Below are 17,974 nucleotides of genomic sequence, written 5' to 3' on the forward strand. Positions count from 1 at the left end.
GCCGAGAACAACGGAGGCGCGCATGAAGATCGCAGTGGATTGGGATCGATGTGAGGCCAACGCCGCCTGCGTGCGGGCGGCGCCCGAGGCGTTTCGCCTCGACGACGACGACCGCCTGCATCTGCTCGTCACGGACGTGCCGCCCGAGCTCCGCCCGAAGGTGGAGAAGGCCGTGCGCGATTGCCCGCGCGGCGCGCTGTCGCTGCTGTCGCCGACAGAGCGCTGACCCGAGGAGGAGAAGGTCCGCCGAAACAAGAAGGAGAGGTGCCGGATGATGCAGCAGAGTTCACGCCCCACCGTCGAGTTCAACCCGTTCGCGCCCGGGTACACCGAAGACCCGTACCCCGTCTATGCCCGGCTGCGCGAGGCGCCCCTCCGCTACTGGGAGGAGGGCCACGGCTGGATCGCCAGCCGTCATAGCGAGATCCAGTCCATCCTGCGCGACGAGCGCTTCACGGCCGACCGCGCCGCGTGGGCGCACGCGCCCTCGCTCGACGTCGCCAGCATCCCCGAGCTCGAGGAGCTGAACAAATACGGCCTCTTCTCGCTGCCGAACCGCGATCACGCCCGGGTGCGCAAGCTCGTCAGCCCCGCGCTCACGCCCCGCGCGGTCGAGCGCCTGCGCCCGCGGATCCAGAGGATCGTCGACGAGCGGCTCGACGCCGCCGCGGGCAAACGCGTGCTCGACGTGGTCCACGATTTCTCCGAGCACATCCCGGTCCGCGTGATCGCCAGCATGCTGAACATCCCGGAGGAGCACGACGCGGCGTTCCACCGCTTCGCGGAGTCCGCGGTGAAGCAGCTCTTCATCATGCTCCTGTCGCCCCCGGAGCTCGAGCGCATGGTCGCCGGGATCCGCGAGGGCATGGCCCTGGTCGGCGACGTGATCGAGGAGCGGCGCAAGCACCCGATCGAGGGCGACATCCTGACGAGCCTGATCCAGTCCGAGGAGCAGGGCGATCGCCTGAGCAAGCCGGAGCTCGTCTCGCTGGTCACGGCGCTGCTTGTAGGAGGCTCCGAGACGACGGTGCACCTCATCGCGTTCATGGTGCACAACCTGCTGAAGCGCCCCGAGGTGCTGGCAGAGGTCCAGAGGGATCCCGAGCTCATGAAGGGGGTCGTCGACGAGGTGCTCCGCTTCGATAACTTCGGAAAGTTCGGCACCTTCCGTTATGCCACCGAGGACGTCGAGATCGGCGGCGTGCGCATCGCGAAGGGCGAGATGGTCATCCTCTTCTTCTCGGCGGCGCTGCGCGACGAGGCCGCCCATGTGAACCCCGACACGTTCGATCCGCGGCGGGACGCGACCGCGAGCCTCGCGTTCGGCGGCGGCGCCCACTACTGTATCGGGGCGAACCTGGCGCGCCTCGAGGGGCAGATCGCCGTGGGCTCGCTGCTCCGCCGGTTCCCCGGCATGAAGATCGAGTCGCCGCCGACGTTCGGCCCGCACCCCGCCATCCGAAAGATGGATTCGTTCAAGGTCCGCCTCGAGGGCTGATCGTCCCCGCCCGCTGCCCGCCGCCCGCCGCGGCCGCTTGGCTCTGCTCCCCGCCGGTTGTACGATGCCGTACGGGCAGGGCGGCGGCCGCGTCCCTCTGCCCCGCGCATCGGGCCGCGCCGCGCCCCCTCGCAAGCCGGACGCGCCGTCCGGGGAGATCCAACGATGAAGATGACCTTTCGCTGGTACGGCGAGAACGACCCCGTGAGGCTCGAGTACATCCGCCAGATCCCGGGGATCTACGGCATCGTCTCCGCGATCTACGACGTGCCGGTGGGCGAGGTGTGGCCGCTCGAGAAGCTGCAGGCGCTCCGGGCGCGCATCGAGGGCGTCGGCCTCAGGTTCGAGGTGGTGGAGAGCGTGCCGGTGCACGAGGACATCAAGCTCGGCAAGCCGACGCGCGATCGCCTGATCGACGCCTTCTGCCAGAACATCCGCAACTGCGCGGCCGTGGGCGTGAAGGTGATCTGTTACAACTTCATGCCGGTCTTCGACTGGACCCGCACCGAGATGGCCCGGGAGCTGCCTGACGGCTCGTTGACGCTGGCCTTCGACGCCGCGGCCGTGGCGAGGATCGACCCGGAGCAAGGCATCGCGTTGCCCGGCTGGGACACGAGCTACAAGCCGGACGAGCTGCGCGCCGTCCTCGACGAGTACAAGAACGTCCGCGAAGAGGCGCTCTGGGAGCACCTCTCGTACTTCCTGAAGCGCATCATCCCCGTCGCCGAGGAGGTCGGCCTGCGCATGGCCATGCACCCGGACGACCCGCCTCGCCCGATCTTCGGCCTGCCGCGCATCGTCAAGAACCGCGACGACCTGATGCGCCTCGTGAAGATCGTCGACTCTCCGGCCAACGGCATCACGCTCTGCTCCGGCTCGCTGGGCGCCGATCTCTGCAACAACATCGTGTCGCTGGTGTACGAGTTCGGCGGGATGGGCCGCATTCCCTTCGGCCACCTGCGCAACGTGGTGGTCCAGGAGGACGGCACCTTCTTCGAGTCCGCCCACCTGTCCTGCGAGGGCTCGCTCGACATGGCCGCCATCGTGAAGGCGTACCACGACGTCGGCTTCGACGGTTACGTGCGCCCGGACCACGGCCGCATGATCTGGGGCGAGACCGGCAGGCCGGGTTATGGCCTGTACGACCGCGCGCTCGGCCTGGTTTACCTGAACGGCCTGTGGGAGGCCACGCGCAAGCTCTCATCCCGACCTGCCAGCCAGGCGACCAACCCCGCATGATCGGCTAGAGCGACAGACGGGTTGAACCCGCCTGAAACGAGCTGAATTTCGAAACGCCAAGGCGCCAAGAACGCCAAGAACGCCAAGAAAAAGATATTGTCTTGGCGTCCTTGGCGTCCTTGGCGTCCTTGGCGGCTCCTCTTCTCGCTCGATCAACGCGATCGCTGTTCTTAGGCGGGGCGACCGGACGCTGGTCGTCTCACCTCGGCGCGCTGCTGGGAGCGCCCCGCCTCACCCTGCGCGCGGCCGGCAGATCGCCCCAGTCCGCCGAAGCGCGGCATGGGGACGGCTGCCCTGCGCATTTTGTCCGTTATGTAGGACGATTTGTCTGTTATAACGGACGACGACGGCAGCTCGTGGTACCTGGATGCTCGGCGGTGAGCGGTACGTCGTCTTCAGCCGACCCAGGGCCCGGAAGGGAGCACCTATGGGATCTACGACAGGCTTCGATCGACGCGGCTTCTTGCGAGGGCTCGGCTCGACGGCTCTGGTCGGCGCGTTCGGCGGGATATCGGACGCCCGGGCGGACGACGCGCCGAGGCGACCGCGACCCGAAGAGCTCCTCGAGGAGGCGAGGGAGGGGCTCGCGCGCCCGCCGGTCCCGACCGCGCGGAGGGGCACGGATCGCTACTGGCGGCAGGTCCGCCGCGCGTTCCTCCTACCCGACCACTACATTCATCTGAATACGGGCACGACCGGCTCGCAGCCGCGCTTCTCGCTCGTGAACCTGGCGGTCTACAATCTCTACAAATCCCTGGATCCGCGCGACTGGGAGGCGAACCTCAACGCCGCGTTTCCGGACCTCTTTCCCGTCGTCACGAGCGCCTCCGGCGCCGTCTCCGGCGTCGCCGCGCGACAGGCCGCCATCGCGGCGCAGTACGGCGCCAATGCCGACGAGATCGTCCTCTCGTACAACACGACGGACGCCTCGAACCTCATCTTCGCGGGCACGCCCTGGAGCCCAGGGGATCGCATCATCACGACGCACTGGGAGCACCCGGCGCTGCGGGGGCCCACCGCGTGGGCGCGCGATCAGTTCGGCGTGGAGGTCCGCGAGATCGGGCTGCCCTCGCGGTTCACGCGCGACATCACCAGGGAGGATGTGCTCGGCCTCTTCGAGGAAGAGCTGGCGCGGCCCCTGCCGCTCGGCGCCAAGCAGTACGTGGCGGTGAGCGAGATCTTCTACAAGACGGGGCTGCGCCTGCCGATCGAGGACCTCTCCGCGCTGGCCCGCAGCTACGGCGCCTACACGATCATCGACGCAGCGCACGGGTGGGGGCAGCGCCCGATCGACGCCCACGCGTACGGGGCCGACTTCATCGCGGGCGCCGGCCACAAGTGGCTGTGCGGCGGCCCCGGCACAGGCATCCTCTATGTCCGGAACTCGGGCCCGGACCTCCCGCCGTTCCTGCTCGGCAACTTCTTCCAGTACGCCTCCGTGGACGCGCACGCGCGCGCGTACGCGCCGGCGGCCGCGATCCAGCCGCGCGGCGAGGCGAACACGCCGGCGCTGTACGCCATGACCGACTCGGCGGCGTTCCTCGGTCAGATCGGCCTTCGAGACATCTACGAGCGCGGGCTCGCGCTGGCGCGCCACCTGCGGCGGCGCATCGCGGCCCGCTGGGGCAGGGGCGCGCTCTGGGTAGAGGACCACCCCGATCCCGCGTTCGCGACGGCGCTCACCTCCTTCAACCCGTTCGTCGGCCGGGAGGACTCGAGCCAGTTCGCGGCGCTCAGCGCGGCGCTCGGCGGCGTGCTCAGGACGCTCGCCTCGGAGCACCCCAAGATCTACGTGCGGACGACCACCTGGCGCGATCAGCCCTGGGATCCGGCCGACAACCGCATCGGCTTCCGCATCAGCACGCACGGCCTGTACAACACGTTCGAGGAGCTCGACTACGTGCTCGAGCGGCTGGCCGCCGCGGTCGACGCGACGGGGCTGCCGCAGCTGTAGATCCTCCCTGCCCGCTACGACAGCGCCCCCGCCCTCGCCAGCGCGCGGCGCGCGCTCGCCACGGCCTCGAACCGCTGCGTCAGGTACTCCGAGAGCCGCACGTGCTGGCTGAAGGCCACGTTGAAGCGGATGTGTGGATCGGCCGCGGCGTCGGCCATGAACGTGGCGCCCCGGACCAGCAGGATCTTGTTGAGGTAAGCGTCCTTCACCAGCTCGTCGACGTCCACGCCGCGCGGCGCCTCGCCCCAGAGGAACAGCCCACCTTCGCCCGGGTGATCGAGCTGCACGCCGGCGTCGCGCAGCCGGCGCGTCGCCGCATTGCGCGCCGCCCCGAGCTTCTGCTGCAGGCGGTCGATGTGCTTGCGAAAGCGGCCCGTCGACAGGAACTCCAGCAGCACGAGCTCGTTGAGTGCGCCGGTGGTCACACTGTATCAGCCGCGCGACCGGCACAACGTGCGTCCCGACGCGCGGGGCGCGCGGATAGCCCGCCTTGGCTCGGGTCTCGCCGGGATCGCGCTCGCCGGGATCGCGCCGCCGAGCTACGCCCTGCGCTTCGCGCCGGGGACGTGCGCCGGCTTGACCAGCGCGTCCCAGGCCCCCATGGCCGCGTCGACGATGGAGTCCAGGGCTTCGCGGGAAGCGCCGTCGCGCGCCTGGATGGACAGGCCGTTCAGCACCGTCGCATAGAAGCCCGCGAGCTTCGCCGTGTCCGCGCCCGCGGGCACGTCCCCGTCCGCGACGCCGCGCTCGATCCGGCAGCGGAGCGCCTCGAGCGACCTCCGCCGGCAACCCGCGAGGTAGTCCCGCACCCCCTGGCTCTCCGGCGTGCCGATCATCGCGGCGAGCACGATCATGCAGCCGCTCGGCTTTTCGGGATCCACGAACGCCTCGACATTGCTGCGGAGGAGCCCCTCGATCGCGGCCCGCGCGGTCGGCGCCTCCGCGAGGGCGCGGTTCGGCGCCGCGCCCTCGACCGTGTCGTAGAGCTCCACGGCCTCGCGGAAGAGCTCCTCCTTGCATCCGAATGCGGCGTAGAGGCTCGGCTTGTTGATCCCCATGGCCGAGGTGAGGTCTCCGAGCGAGGTCCCTTCGTAGCCGCGCTCCCAGAACACCTCCATCGCCCGCCTCAAGGCCTCCGCGCGGTCGAAGCTGCGCGGGCGCCCCCGGTCCGTCATCGGTCGATCCTTTCTGTACCGACACGTAAATAAATCCCTTGACCGGCAGGCGCAAGCCGTTCATAGATCTGTACCTGTCGGTACAGAAAAAGGAGGAGCATGGGATGAGCTACCGGAAAACCGTGCACTGGGCCGCGCTCGCTGGCCTGGCGTTGATCTTCGGGCAGGCGGGGATCGAGAAGGTCTTCGCGAGCCGCGACATGGTGGAGGGGATGGCCGCCATCGGGTTCGGCTGGACGTGGACGTTGCTCATCGGGGTCGCCGAGGTGGTGGGGGTCGTGGGGCTCGCCGTCGGCGTGCTCAAGCCGTCGATCAAGAACGCGGCTGTCCTGTGGCTGCTCCCGTTCGGCGTCGGCGCCTTCACCGTGCACATGAGTTATCACCACGGCATCCGCGACTACTGGCAGTCGCTGACGGTATGTGTCCTGTCGGCCATCGTCCTCTGGGCCGACGAGCGGTTCAGGGTCGTCCTGGGCGAAGGCCGCCCGGCTCGCGAAGCCTCGACCTGACGTGCGCCGCGCGGCTCGCCGAGGTCCTCGCACGCCGGCGCCGATTCCGTTACCGTCCGCAGACAACATGAAGGCGCGCCCGGCGTGGGCAAGGCCTCCAATCCAGGAGCTATGATGTTGAAATACCAATGGATTTCGATGACCTTGCTCGCCGCGTTCGCCGCCTCGGCAGGGGTCATGGGCTGCGGCTCTGACGACTCGGGCGAGGGTGAAGGGGGGAGTTCGCCGGCGACGAGCACGACCTCGGGCTCCGACCCCGGGAGCACCGGCTCTGGCACGGGCGGCGAGGGCGGCTCCGGCGGCGCGGGCGGCGCGGGCGGCTCCGGCGGCGCGGGCGGCTCCGGCGGCGCGGGCGGCTCCGGCGGCGCGGGCGGCTCCAGCTATCCGGCGAGCACCGGCAGCTTGCCCGGCACGACCAGCACCGGCGGCCCCGGCGGGGAGGGGGGAGCCGGCGGGGCCGCCGGCGAGGCCGACGTCGGCGCCCGGTGCGAGAGCGACGCCGACTGCGGGCCCGAGGGCTTCTGTTTCCTGGAATCGGGTGACAGCTTCTTCGGCGGAGGTCCGGCCGGCGGGTACTGCACGAAGGAGTGCGAGCAGGACTTCGATTGCGGCGAAGGCAACGCGTGCATCTCGGGGCTCTGCCTGCTCGGTTGCGTCCCGGGAGACCCCTCGTTCGACGAGGGCGAGGCGCTCGATCCGGGCAAATGCCTGGGCCGCGAGGAGCTGCGCTGTGAGGAGTTCCAGGGCGCGCCCGTCTGCATGCCGAGCTGCGGCTCCGAGGCCCAGTGTCCCGGCCGCGCGTGTGATCCCCGGCAGAACGTCTGCATCGACGAGCCGTCGGCGGGGTTGCCCGACGGCTCCGCGTGCTCGACGGATGACGACTGCGCAGGGTGGTGCGTCGACCTGGGGCTGGAGCCGGACCTCGGCGTGTGCGCCCAGCTGTGCGGCCTCTCCGGAGACACTGCCCTCGACTGCGGAGGCATAGAAAACGGCTTCTGCGCCTACCCGCTCGCGTCGGAGGCCGGTCCGGGCGATATCGGCATGTGCGTCAACGCGTGCACGAGCCACAGCGACTGCTTCCTGCCGTACTTCTCCTGCATCGATCTCGGCGTGTCCACCAACGGCTTCTGCCTGTACGGGCCGACCGAGTGCGAGGACGACATCGACTGCGAGGGCGACGCGGTCTGCACCGAGACGCCCGACGGCTCCTTCTGCCTGGACGCGAGTTACCCGCTGGACGAGCCGGGCGCAGGCGGCGCGGGCGGCGGCTGAGCGCGAGCGCCGGGTAGAGCGCGCCCGATCGCGGCGCGCGGCTCAGACCGAGACCCGCCCCGTAGACAGACCGCCTCCTGGAGCGCGCGGATCCTCCAGTCTTCCTCTGTATCGCTACGGGCACACGATCCTCCCTCAATTTCTACAGGCGAGCCGGCGATTGCCGCCGGGGGCCAGGCCCTTACATTTCCCGCGAGCGACGTGCGGTGGTCAGGGGACCATGGCTCGCCGCGTTGGGGAGCTTGCGGGCTCCGGAGCGCGAGCTCGGGGCGGCGCGGCGGTAGGCTCGACAAGAGGTGTCGTCATGAACTCCAGGGGATCAGCGCGCGCCGGTTCGGGTGGCTTTATCCGCCGCGACGTCAACAGCCTTTCTCAGGAAGGACCGGAGATCGAGGCGCTCAGGCGGGGAATCTCCGAGATGCAGCGTCGGTCTCGGGTCGACGTCCGCGATCCCACCGGCTGGATTTACCAGGCCAACATTCACGGCTCGCCACGCGACGAAAATCCGCTCCGGGGCTGGAACTCGTGCCAGCACAGGAGCTTCTTCTTCCTCTCCTGGCACCGGATGTACCTCTACCGGTTCGAGCGGATCCTGAGGGCCGCCTCCGGAGATCCAGGCTTCGCGCTCCCGTACTGGAACTACTCCGCCACCGGCAACCGGGCGATCCCGGCCTCGTTCCGGACGCCCGGCGGTACGTCGGCGAATCCGCTCTATGTCCAGGAGCGCGCGGAGGGCATCAACCAGGGAGCCCTCCTGCCCCCGTCCGCGGTCACGTTCGCGTCGGCCTTCCGCTTGACCAACTTCACCGCTCGGCCCGGGACGAGCGTGAGCTTCGGCGGCGGGGCTCTCCGGCAGCCCGGGCAGGGCACGGCCCGCACCGGGGAGCTCGAGCGGCAGCCGCACAACATCGTCCACAGCATGGTCGGCGGCCCGAGCGGCTGGATGAGCTATCCGGAGACCGCCGCGCGCGATCCCATCTTCCTGCTGCATCATGTGAACATCGACCGCCTGTGGAAGCGCTGGCTCGACCAGGGCGGCGGGCGCGGCTACCCCGGACGCTCGGAGGACGAGGAAGCATGGTGGCGCTTCCGCTTCGAGTTCTTCGACGAGAGCGGCAGCCCCGTGCAGATGACAGGCGAAGAGATCACCGATACCGTCCTCCAGCTGGACTACCGCTACGACGACGATCCTCCGCCGCTCCCGGCCGTCCGTTTCGCTGGAGAGATCCGCGCGGAAGCGAGGCGTCCAGAGCTCGCGCCCTCCATCCGCGGGGCCAGCCTCGCCCCGGTCGAGCTCGGGGCGACGCCGGTCTCGGTGCTGGTGGAGATGCCACCCCGCGACGTCGCTCGCCTCGGGACGCTCGCGTCGGCCGAGATCGTCGAGGCGCGGATCGTGCTGAGGCTCGAGGATATCGCGTTCGAGCAGAACCCCGGCGTCACCTATGAAGTCTACCTGAACCTGCCCGAGGGGATGACGCCCGACTACCAGAGCCGCTACTACGTGGGCAATCTCGGGTTCTTCGCTGCGCGTCCGGGCGGCCACCGGCACGGCCCGACGGGCACCCTGGACGAGGCCTTCGACGTCACCGCCCACGTGCGCGCGATGGTCGAACGCGGCGAGTGGGCGGACGTCCCGCCGAGGGTGACCTTCGTCATGCGTGGGCTCATCCCGCCGGGCGGCCCTGGGGACCCGTCGAGGGCGCCCGCGGTGAGCGCTCTTCCGGCCCCGCGGGTCACCGTCGGGCGCGTCGTCATCGAGACCGAGTGACGGGCTACCACCACGGCTCCGGCGACCATTGGTGATCGATGGCGGCATGTCCGCTCCGCAGCGGCGTGCTCGATTGCATCGGGACCCTGGTGCGCCCCGACGCGGAGAGCGGCGTGAGCTCGCGACTCCGCAGGCTCGTTGAGATAAGATGCAATCACCATCGGCGCTCTGTCCGCACCCTGCGTTCCGCGAGATGGCTTTCATTCGGGGTATGTCCAGAGACGAACAGTTTAGGCTGTCCGGTTAATCCGAACGGAAATCTAGCTTTGGGTCGTAGGCAATAATCGGCGCTGTTATGCCGTTGACTGATGCGTGCATTATCTCCTATGTTGATGAATAGGTGACGCCGGCCACGGGGGGGGCGTCGCGACGGACGGCAGAGATCACCCAAGCGCGCTCTTGTATGCCCGCGACGCAGCGGCGTGAGACTCGAGCACGCGATAGCCACAGGAGACAGCGGCTGTGTCAGTGCCCCTAAGAGGTCGTCGCACACTCTCGCAGGGCCAGGGCGACGGCGACGCTAGTTCAATGTTCCGGCAAAGGTATCGAGTGCTCGTCGTCGACGACGACGACAGGGCGCTGGATAGCATCACCGCGGTCCTGTCCCCGGACGTGGACGTGGTGACGTGCTCGTCGGCGGAGCACGCGCTGAGATTGCTCGAGGCGCGGCGATTCCACCTCGTGTGCTCCGACTTCATGATGCCCGGGATGAAAGGCGACGAGCTGCTCCGGCGGGTGGCGAGCATGTCTCTTTACACGAGCTGCCTGCTCGTCACCGGGGCCGATGAGTACATCCGCTCCAAGGACCAAACCCACAACCATGTCATCCTGAAGCCGTTCGATCCCGCCCGGCTCATCGGGATCGTGCTTCAGCTGGCGCGCCTGGCCGAGATGAAGCGGTCGGTCCACTCGATGGCCGACTCCCTCGGGTGGGCGGGCCCCGCGGGGGTCGCCTGCGGAGGCGAGATGGTCTCCTGCGAGGCGCCCGACGGCGGCGCGTCGCCGGACTCCACGCCGGCGCCGTCCACCTCGCGGGTCGGCTTCTGCGCGGAGGCGGTGTCCACGGTGCAAGAGCTGCAGCAGGGGCCGGAGCTCACGAGGCCCGAGCCCGCGGCGTCGGGCGTGCTGGGGCGGTATCGCAGATGAGGTCGCAGGCGGTGCCATCGGCGAGCACCGAGGGACGAGGAGCGGCATGAACAGCTGGGATCCCCTGGGCGCAGCAGAGCAGGCCGCGGTCGCGGACGAGATGCTGTCCGTGCTGCGCCACGACCTCCGCAACCGCTTCGCGATCGTCCGCAACGCGTCGTTTTATATCAGGCGGAAGGTCTCGCGAGAGGCGGTCTACAAAGCCGATCCGAGGATCGAGGAGTTCTTCGGGATCATCGACGAAGAGGTGGTCGCGGCGAGCGCGCGGCTCGACGAGTCCATCGGCGCCGCGCGGCCCTTCACCCGCCGGAGCGAGCGCATGAGCGCGGCCGACTGCGTGCGGCGCGCGGCGGCGTGCGCGCGCATCGGCGCGAGCGGGGCGCGCGTCGAGCTCTCGGTCGAGGACGGCGACGTCGAGGCGGACCCGATGGAGCTCTCCGTCGCGGTGCGCTGCCTGATCGAGAACGCCGTGGAGTCGATGCCGGGGGGCGGCGTGGCCAAGGTGCGCGGCACCTCGAGCGGCGCGCGGTACGTCATCGAGGTCACGGACACGGGGGCTGTCGCCCGCGGGGTGGACAGCGAGGCGATCATGCGCCCCTTCTACACCACGAAGCCAGGTCACTTCGGCCTGGGGCTGAACATCGCGAGGCGGGTCGTCCAGCGCTACAGCGGGACGCTCGCCGTCGAGCCGCAGGCGCGGGGCACGTCGGCGCTCATCGCGCTGCCGCTCGCCGCCCCGCCGGAGGCCGGCGACGCCGGACCTGAGGCGGCGCCATGATCGCCGGTAGACGGCCCAGGGGCCGCGCGCGGCGCGCGCTGGCGGGCCGGGCCCCGGCGGCGGTGAGCGCGGCGCGGCGCGCGCGCCCCCGGGCCTGGCAGGGCTTGCTCCTGGTCGCGTGCACGGCGGCCGCGCCCCCCGAACAGGAGCGCATGGAGGCTGCGGAGGGGCCGGCGCAGCCCCCGGTCGAAGAGCTGTTCCTCGGCGAGACGGCCTTTCCGCAGGAGCAGCTCGAGCTGCAGATCACCAGCGCGCCGGCGTGGGAACGCGACGGGCGCCGGGTACGCTTCGGCGTACCGCTGCTGCTGGAGCTCGGCATCACCGATCGTCTCCAGATCGGGGGCGAGCTCCCCCTGGAGCTCGTGCGCCACGACCGGGGCGTCGCCGTGGGGCTCGGCGCCGTCCAGGCGGAGGTCCTGGCCAACGTGGTGAACGAGCGAGCGCTCGGGCTCGCGCTGTCCGCGGGGCTCGAGATCGGGCTCCCTGCGAGCGCGCGAGAGCTCGGCCCGCCGGGCTACACGCTGGCTCCCTTCGTGTGCCTCGACAAGGCGATCGGCGGCGTCCACGTGAGCCTCTCCGCGTCGGCGGAGGTCGGGCTGCCGGCCGCGGGGCGCAGCGCCGCGGAGCTCAGCCCCGGCGCCACGCTGGCCGTGGTCTCGCCCCTCGGCGACGTGGCGCCGACCGTGGAGCTCGCCGCCGAGCTCGACGACGCCGCGTCGCTGCTCCTCGCCCCCGGCGTGCTCTGGCACCCGGCGCCCGGCCTGGAGCTCGGCGCCGCGCTCGAGCTCGGGCTGCTCGGCGAGACGCCCGACGTCGGGCTCCTGCTCCTCGTCACGCGGGAGATCGAGCTCGCGGGCGACGACGATGATCACCTGAAGCACGGAAGGAGGAGCCACTCCCCATGAGCATTCGCGCCAAGCTGGCCGCCACCTTCGGCGTCGCGTTGACAGCGGTCCTCCTCGCCGGAGGAGCCTTCTACTTCACCATCCTGGAGATGCTCATCTTCCAGAGGCGGGCCGAGGTGTCCTACGAGGACCTGAGGCTGCACGTCACCCTGGCGAGCGACTCCAGCCGCTACATGAACGAGGCCGCCAAGGCCGCGCTCCGCGGCAGCCTCGGCGCGGAGCTCTCGGCGGCGGCCGCGGACACCGCGCGGGATCTGGCCACCATCGAGGCGCTCAAGAGGAGGATGCGCGCCGACGAGGAGATCAAGGAGAGCGAGGCGGAGTCGGCCGAGGAGATCGAGCACGTCCACTTCATGCAGGAGAGCTTCGGGCGGCTCGTCGAAGGCCTGGAGGAGATCTCCCGTATCCCGCACGAGCGCGCGAGCGAGCGGCTCGCCGCGTTCGCGCAGCTCTCCGACCGCGAGTACAAGGGGCAGTTTTTGCCGCACATCAGCGCGGCGGTCCACGACGCGGAGCGCGACATCGGCAGGATCCTCGACGACGAGCATCACCTCCGCTCGAGGGTGGCGGTGCTCGGGTCGGCGGCGACCGGCGGAGCGCTGGCCGTCCTCATCGCGCTGCTCGGGCGGCTCGTCCGCTCGATCGATCGCGGCTTCAAGGCGCTGCTCGAAGGGTCGCAGCGTGTCGCTCAGGGGCACCTCGACCTGCGCCTCCCTGTGCTCGATGAGCACGAGTTCGGGCGCCTGAGCGCGGCGTTCAACCACATGGCGTCCAACCTGGAGATCGCCCAAGAAGCCAGGCTGCGCATGGAGAAGCTCGCGGCGGTGGGGCAGCTCGCGGCGAGCATCGGACACGACCTCAGGAACCCGATCGGCGCTGTTCGGAACGCGAACCACTACCTCAAGAAGCGCCTCTCCGGGACGGAGCTCGGCGCGGAGTCCCGCGTTGCGCAGTTCCTCGAGATCACCGAGAAAGAGCTCATGGCGTGCACCAAGATCATCGGCAACCTCCTCGACTTCGCGCGCGAGCGGCGGCCTCTCCTCTCGGAGTGCTCGCTGAGGCCCCTCGTGGACGACGCCACCTCGGTCGTCGAGGTCCCGCCGCACGTGCGCGTCGAGAACGACGTACCGGACACGCTCCCTGTCGTGGAGCTCGACAAGGACCAGTTCCGGCAGGTGCTCGTGAACCTGATCCAGAACGCGGCCGAGGCGATCCCGGCCGAGCGCGAGGGGCACGTGCGGGTCGCCGCACGGTGCACGAGCGACGGGCTGACGCTCTCGGTCGCCGACAACGGGGCGGGCATCCCGGAGGAGACGCTCGCGCGGATCTTCGAGCCGCTGTTCAGCACCAAGCTGAAGGGCACCGGCCTTGGCCTGGCGATCAGCGCCGGGATCGTCCGCCGGCACGGCGGCGCCATCGAGGTGACGAGCGTGCCCGGCAGCGGGACGACCTTCATCATCCGCATGCCGGCGTGCGACGCGCCGAGGTCGACGCATCCCTCAACGAGGCCCTCCGGAGCTCAGGGCGCATGACAGGAGATGGATCCATGCGAGAGTCCGTGCATCAGGTCAAACGCGTGCTCGTGATCGACGACGAGGAAGGCATGCGCGCGACGCTCGCCGCGAACCTCGAGCTCGAGGGCTACGAGGCCGTGGAGGCGAGGGACGGCGTCCACGCGCTCGAGCTCGCCCGGCAGCAGACGTTCACGCTGGTCATCAGCGACGTCCGAATGCCCGGGCTCAACGGCGTCGAGACGTTCCGGGAGCTCAAGAGGATCCAGCCGGAGCTCACGGTCGTGCTCATGACCGCGTTCGCGCTCGAGAAGCTCATCGAGGAGGCGATCGAGGAGGGCGTCTACACGGTGATCTACAAGCCGTTCTCGATGGATCACCTGGCGCGCATCGTCGCTCGCGCGGTCGACTCGCCGGCCGTCCTCGTGGTGGACGACATGCCGACGGTCGCCGACTCGATCGTGGCGGTGCTCCGGGCCGCGGGGCTGTCGGCCCACGCCGTGCACGACGGGCGAGCCGCGGTCCGGTACGTCATCGAGCGGGGCGCCGACGTCTGCGTGCTCGATCTCGTCATGCCCGATCAGGACGGCGTCACGACGTGCGCGCAGATGCGGCGGCTGGAGAAGCGCGTCACGGTGATCGCCATGACCGGTCACTCCGTCCCGGAGATGGTCAACGCGATCATGAGCAAGGGCGGGTACACGTGCCTGCGCAAGCCGTTCGACGCGCTCGAGCTCATCCACACGATCGCGCGCGCGCGGGGCGACGCCGCGGCGCTGCTGAGCGTGCCGCCGGCCCGCGCCTGATCCAGGTCCGCGAGGCGGCGGTGGCGAGCCGGCCGCGGGACGTTCGCCGCGCGTCGCCGGGGCCGGTGACGGACACGCGGAGGCCGTGGGAGCCGGGTCAGTCGAGCTCGGTTCCCGGAGCGGCCATCATCGAGGTGCGCAGGTAGTTGATCGGCATGTGGTCGCCCCAGGAGAACGGCAGGCGCAGCCAGCTGATGGGGGATATCTGCTGCGCGATCCACGCCGCGACGCCGAGGGTGTTGCTCAATCCGACCGTGATCGCCTGCCGCACGGGCTTCGGCTCGTACTCCCAGCCTGTGTCCCCCGAGTTGTACTGCCGCCCGAAGTGCACGTAGCCCCCGATCGTGAACGGCGGCATGCGCGGCACGATGTCGCGCCCGTAGACATGACGAAACAGCCGCTTCCCGACCGTGTTCTCGTACTCCAGCGCGAGCGTCCTGTCGCCCACCATCGGCTGCCCGTACGTGTAGACGCCGCGCAATGTCTGTCGCAGGTCGGCGAGATCGTCGTCCCACTCGATGAGCACCGCCGCGATCACGGCGAGCGCGGCGCCCAGGCTATGGCCGGTGATGTACAGCGCCTCCAGCCTGCCCCCGTCCTCCGCGGCCGCGACGTCGACCCCGGCGGGCGAGGCCTCGCCGTGCCCCGCCGCATACGGGCCGACCGGGCACGGCGTCACCCACTGGCGCTCCAGCTCCGTGAGCTGCTGGCAGAGATCCCGCCCCGCGTGAAGCCCCTTGAGCAGGTGCTTCAGCGGCTCCCACAGCGCGCGGACCGCGTGGTAGAAGCCGCCGTGGACGCGCCCCGCGGTGGGGAACGGGTTCATCCTGGTGCTCGCGTCCGTCAGCCAGTTGATCGCGTTGCGCGGCTCCGTCCCCCGGAAGGAGAGGACCGCGACCCGCCTGTCAGGGCTCTGGACCAAGAACGCCGAGGTGTTCACGAGCAGCGCGTCGTTGGCCATCGTGAGCGACGCGACGTGGCTGCCCAGCAGCCCACGGCGCGCCATCGCGCCGGCGAACGTGCGGACGGTCGAGTACGTCCACGTCGACGTGAAGGCGAGCACCTTGGCGATCTCCCGGTCGTACTCTCCGGCGTGGGTCCGCGCGAGGCGGGGGAACGCGCTCGGATACCGTCGCCCGAGCTCCTCCGACCGCGCGCCGCCCTGCCCGAGACCCGCTGAACGAATTCCTTCGATGAGCATCGCTCCTCCCTTCGATTCGCTGCAATTGACGTGGGCGGCGCCGGCGCGCCCGGGCGCGCCGGCCGCCCCGGGCGCGCGCCGGCAGCGCCGTTCTCAGAGCGTCTTCAGGTATTCGATGAGGGCCATCTTGTCGTCGCGCGAGAGCCCGGCGCCGTAGGTGTGCCCCTGATTTCCATTTCCCGGTTCACGTGTGTCGTACCGGAAGAGGAGCCCTTTGCGCGCCAGCTCCGGCGCGTCCGGAGCGTCGTGGACGAACCCGCCTCGCTTGCGGTCCACCACGTCGAGCCCGCGGTAGAACACCTGGGGGCGCTCCGCCGGCGTGAGGAGGTGCCAGAGCGTGGGCACGGACCCGTTGTGCAGATAAGGCCCGGTGGCCCAGAGGCCGTGGAGCGGGGTCGAGAGGTAGCCCGTCGTGCTCCTGAAACGATTGAAATCGAGCTTTGTCCCCTCGGCGTAGCGGTTGTAGGCGTCCGCCGCCTCCGGCGTCCACATCTGCACGCGGAACCGGTCGGTGCGGAGCTCCTTCTCGTCGACCGGGATGACGGTCCGGTAGCGGGTCCCGCCGACGTCGTGGCACTCGGCGCAGCCGGCGCTCACGTAGACGCGGCGGCCCTCGTCGGCGAGCGCGCGGTTGACGGCATACGGATACTGCGGCGCCGCCGCGCGGGTCATCCAGCGCTCGATGCGCCGGATTTGATCGGACTCGAACGACCGCAGCGTGGTGCCGTCGCCGAGCGCGGAGCTGTCGGCGACCTCGCGCAGCGAGTCGTTGAGGCCGTCCCAGTGGTAGCTGTAGTTGCCCTGGACCGACGGGGTCATCTCCCAGATCGGCTGCATGTCCGCGACCCCGATGGTCTCGTCGATCGGCAGTCTCAGCATGTGGAACTTGACCGGGTTGAAGGGCTCGATCCTCCCCCGGCCCCACCGCGGCCGGCGGTGGCCCACGGAGGGGAGATACGCGTCGAGCCAGGTCATCCACTGGTCCCGCTGCTGGAGCAGCGCCTTCCGCGTCTGAGGGATGATGAGGTGACGATAGAGCTGCTCGTCCACCCAGGAGAGCTGTTCGGTCCGGCGGATCGCCTCGACGACGCCGTCGGGGGTGAAGCGGGGGTCGCCGGCGCACGCCCACAGAAAGCGGGTGTACCCCTGGACGTCGAGCTGACCCGAGGTGGCGCCGAGGAGGATGTGGGGCGCGCCGCCCTGCTCGTCGCGGACGGTGGACACGTGGCAAAAGGCGCAGTTGATGGCGGCCCGCGGGAACCCGATGGTCCTCACGGAGATGCCGATCGGCGCCTCGCGGCCCTCGTAGACCATCCCGAGCGACGCATACCCGCCCGGGCCCGGGAGGTGCTGCGGGCAGAGCTCGGGGAGCGCCTTCCAGATGAGGTACGGGATGCCCGTGTTCCCCTCGTTGGCGATCGACCCGTATTTGAAGTTCTCGTCGTCGTCCGCGTAGTTTACTCGTACGTCGCGGAAGAACTTGTACCAGACGAAGAAGCCGGTGATCCCGCCGAGGAGGAGTATCCCCCCGAGGACCCTCCGGACCGCCTTGCGATTGATCTTGCGCATATCGTCACCTCCCGCGACATCGACGTTGAACGCTCACCTGGCGGAACGGAGCGCCAGGCGCAGCAGGATGAGCTCGGGCACCGCGAACGAGAGATCGAAGACCCCGAAGAGGGCGAACTGCTCGCGGAACGGGGTGACGAGGAAGAAGGTCGCCCCCGCGAAGCGCGCGCCCACGGCGAGCCACGCGCTCTCCCGGTAGCGGCGCGGATCCCTGGCGCCGGGGATGTACGAGAGCGACAGGAGGGAGAGCAGGAGCGCCGCGAAGTTCGGCCACATCGTGCACGACGCCTGCTGGGCGCCGAGCGCGGAGAGCAGCGCCTTCGGAGATACGATGGCGGGCAGCGCCAGCGCGAGGTTGGCGGCGACGCCGAGCAGCACGACGCGGCCGAACCACACAGAAAACCGATTCGTTGCAGGCGCGGAGGCCTGCTCCAGATGATCCACCATAATTCCCCCGGCCCGCGCTGGCGCGCTTCGACGCGCGGCGCGTGCATGATGGGCGCGCGCCGTCATGCAGGACGTGCATGCCGTGCCCGCGCGCCGCTGTGCATCGACATGGGAGCGCCGCGCTGAGTGCAGCCTACGGAGTCCCACCTCATTCTGCGGTGCAGCGCCTTTGACCGCAAGGAGCTCCGAGGTGGTC

17 protein-coding genes are annotated in these 17,974 nt (G+C 70.0%); 12 read left to right on the forward strand and 5 right to left on the reverse strand.

Translation table 11 applies throughout. The features are described from left to right. The first annotated feature begins 22 nt into the window (after positions 1-22). The 4 genes from WMF43_RS05030 to WMF43_RS05045 all read left to right on the forward strand — a co-directional run bounded on the left by WMF43_RS05030 (position 23) and on the right by WMF43_RS05045 (position 4,691). Complete coding sequence (locus WMF43_RS05030) at positions 23-226, forward strand: ferredoxin (RefSeq protein WP_104977570.1); 204 nt, start codon at positions 23-25, stop codon at positions 224-226. Positions 227-271: 45 nt separating this feature from the next. Further along, a complete protein-coding gene (locus tag WMF43_RS05035; protein WP_437677818.1) occupies positions 272-1,498 on the forward strand; it encodes a cytochrome P450 in 1,227 nt (408 codons plus the stop codon). Positions 1,499-1,663: 165 nt separating this feature from the next. Then, positions 1,664-2,737: a mannonate dehydratase gene (gene uxuA, locus WMF43_RS05040; protein ID WP_437677820.1), complete on the forward strand. Its 1,074-nt coding sequence runs from the start codon at positions 1,664-1,666 to the stop codon at positions 2,735-2,737. Between the two features lie 427 nt (positions 2,738-3,164). Beyond that, positions 3,165-4,691, forward strand: a complete 1,527-nt coding sequence (locus WMF43_RS05045; RefSeq protein ID WP_437677822.1) for an aminotransferase class V-fold PLP-dependent enzyme — start codon at positions 3,165-3,167, stop codon at positions 4,689-4,691. Between the two features lie 14 nt (positions 4,692-4,705). Here the strand turns inward: WMF43_RS05045 and WMF43_RS05050 are convergent, their stop codons facing one another. Together WMF43_RS05050 and WMF43_RS05055 are read right to left on the reverse strand one after the other, a co-directional pair. Next, the gene (locus tag WMF43_RS05050; RefSeq protein ID WP_437677824.1) at positions 4,706-5,116 is read right to left on the reverse strand and encodes a hypothetical protein; all 411 of its coding nucleotides are present in this window, start codon (positions 5,114-5,116) and stop codon (positions 4,706-4,708) included. A gap of 114 nt (positions 5,117-5,230) precedes the next feature. Beyond that, positions 5,231-5,866 carry a TetR/AcrR family transcriptional regulator gene (locus tag WMF43_RS05055; RefSeq protein ID WP_437677825.1) on the reverse strand — a complete coding sequence of 212 codons (636 nt, stop codon included), beginning with the start codon at positions 5,864-5,866 and terminating at the stop codon, positions 5,231-5,233. A gap of 104 nt (positions 5,867-5,970) precedes the next feature. Here WMF43_RS05055 and WMF43_RS05060 point away from each other — a divergent pair, with 104 nt between their 5' ends. The 8 genes from WMF43_RS05060 (at position 5,971) to WMF43_RS05095 (ending at position 14,561) form a co-directional block, all read left to right on the forward strand. Beyond that, positions 5,971-6,375, forward strand: coding sequence for a DoxX family protein (locus WMF43_RS05060; protein ID WP_437677827.1), 405 nt, complete (start codon positions 5,971-5,973; stop codon positions 6,373-6,375). Between the two features lie 138 nt (positions 6,376-6,513). Further along, positions 6,514-7,647, forward strand: a complete 1,134-nt coding sequence (locus tag WMF43_RS05065; RefSeq protein WP_437677829.1) for a hypothetical protein — start codon at positions 6,514-6,516, stop codon at positions 7,645-7,647. Positions 7,648-8,065: 418 nt separating this feature from the next. Then, positions 8,066-9,415, forward strand: a complete 1,350-nt coding sequence (locus WMF43_RS05070) for a tyrosinase family protein (RefSeq protein WP_437677830.1) — start codon at positions 8,066-8,068, stop codon at positions 9,413-9,415. Between the two features lie 528 nt (positions 9,416-9,943). Next, on the forward strand, positions 9,944-10,561 hold the full coding sequence (locus tag WMF43_RS05075) for a response regulator (RefSeq protein WP_437677832.1): 618 nt from the start codon (positions 9,944-9,946) through the stop codon (positions 10,559-10,561). Between the two features lie 46 nt (positions 10,562-10,607). Further along, on the forward strand, positions 10,608-11,339 hold the full coding sequence (locus tag WMF43_RS05080) for a sensor histidine kinase (RefSeq protein ID WP_437677834.1): 732 nt from the start codon (positions 10,608-10,610) through the stop codon (positions 11,337-11,339). Further along, positions 11,336-12,244, forward strand: coding sequence for a hypothetical protein (locus WMF43_RS05085; protein ID WP_437677836.1), 909 nt, complete (start codon positions 11,336-11,338; stop codon positions 12,242-12,244). The genes WMF43_RS05080 and WMF43_RS05085 overlap by 4 nt, the downstream gene beginning before the upstream one ends. After that, complete coding sequence (locus tag WMF43_RS05090) at positions 12,241-13,776, forward strand: sensor histidine kinase (RefSeq protein ID WP_437677838.1); 1,536 nt, start codon at positions 12,241-12,243, stop codon at positions 13,774-13,776. Before WMF43_RS05085 ends, WMF43_RS05090 begins: the two co-directional genes overlap by 4 nt. 14 nt (positions 13,777-13,790) lie before the next feature. Beyond that, positions 13,791-14,561 (forward strand): response regulator, encoded by a 771-nt coding sequence (locus WMF43_RS05095; RefSeq protein ID WP_437677840.1) that lies wholly within the window; start codon positions 13,791-13,793, stop codon positions 14,559-14,561. Positions 14,562-14,658: 97 nt separating this feature from the next. Here WMF43_RS05095 and WMF43_RS05100 read toward each other — a convergent pair whose 3' ends face one another. The 3 genes from WMF43_RS05100 to WMF43_RS05110 all read right to left on the reverse strand — a co-directional run bounded on the left by WMF43_RS05100 (position 14,659) and on the right by WMF43_RS05110 (position 17,727). Beyond that, positions 14,659-15,762, reverse strand: a complete 1,104-nt coding sequence (locus WMF43_RS05100; protein ID WP_437677842.1) for a lipase family protein — start codon at positions 15,760-15,762, stop codon at positions 14,659-14,661. 93 nt (positions 15,763-15,855) lie between these two features. Then, positions 15,856-17,331, reverse strand: coding sequence for a cytochrome c (locus WMF43_RS05105; RefSeq protein ID WP_437677844.1), 1,476 nt, complete (start codon positions 17,329-17,331; stop codon positions 15,856-15,858). A gap of 33 nt (positions 17,332-17,364) precedes the next feature. Then, positions 17,365-17,727: a hypothetical protein gene (locus tag WMF43_RS05110; RefSeq protein WP_437677845.1), complete on the reverse strand. Its 363-nt coding sequence runs from the start codon at positions 17,725-17,727 to the stop codon at positions 17,365-17,367. Between the last annotated feature and the right edge of the window lie 247 nt (positions 17,728-17,974).

This window comes from Sorangium sp. So ce131 (genome assembly GCF_051519095.1).
GTDB lineage: Bacteria > Myxococcota_A > Polyangia > Polyangiales > Polyangiaceae > Sorangium.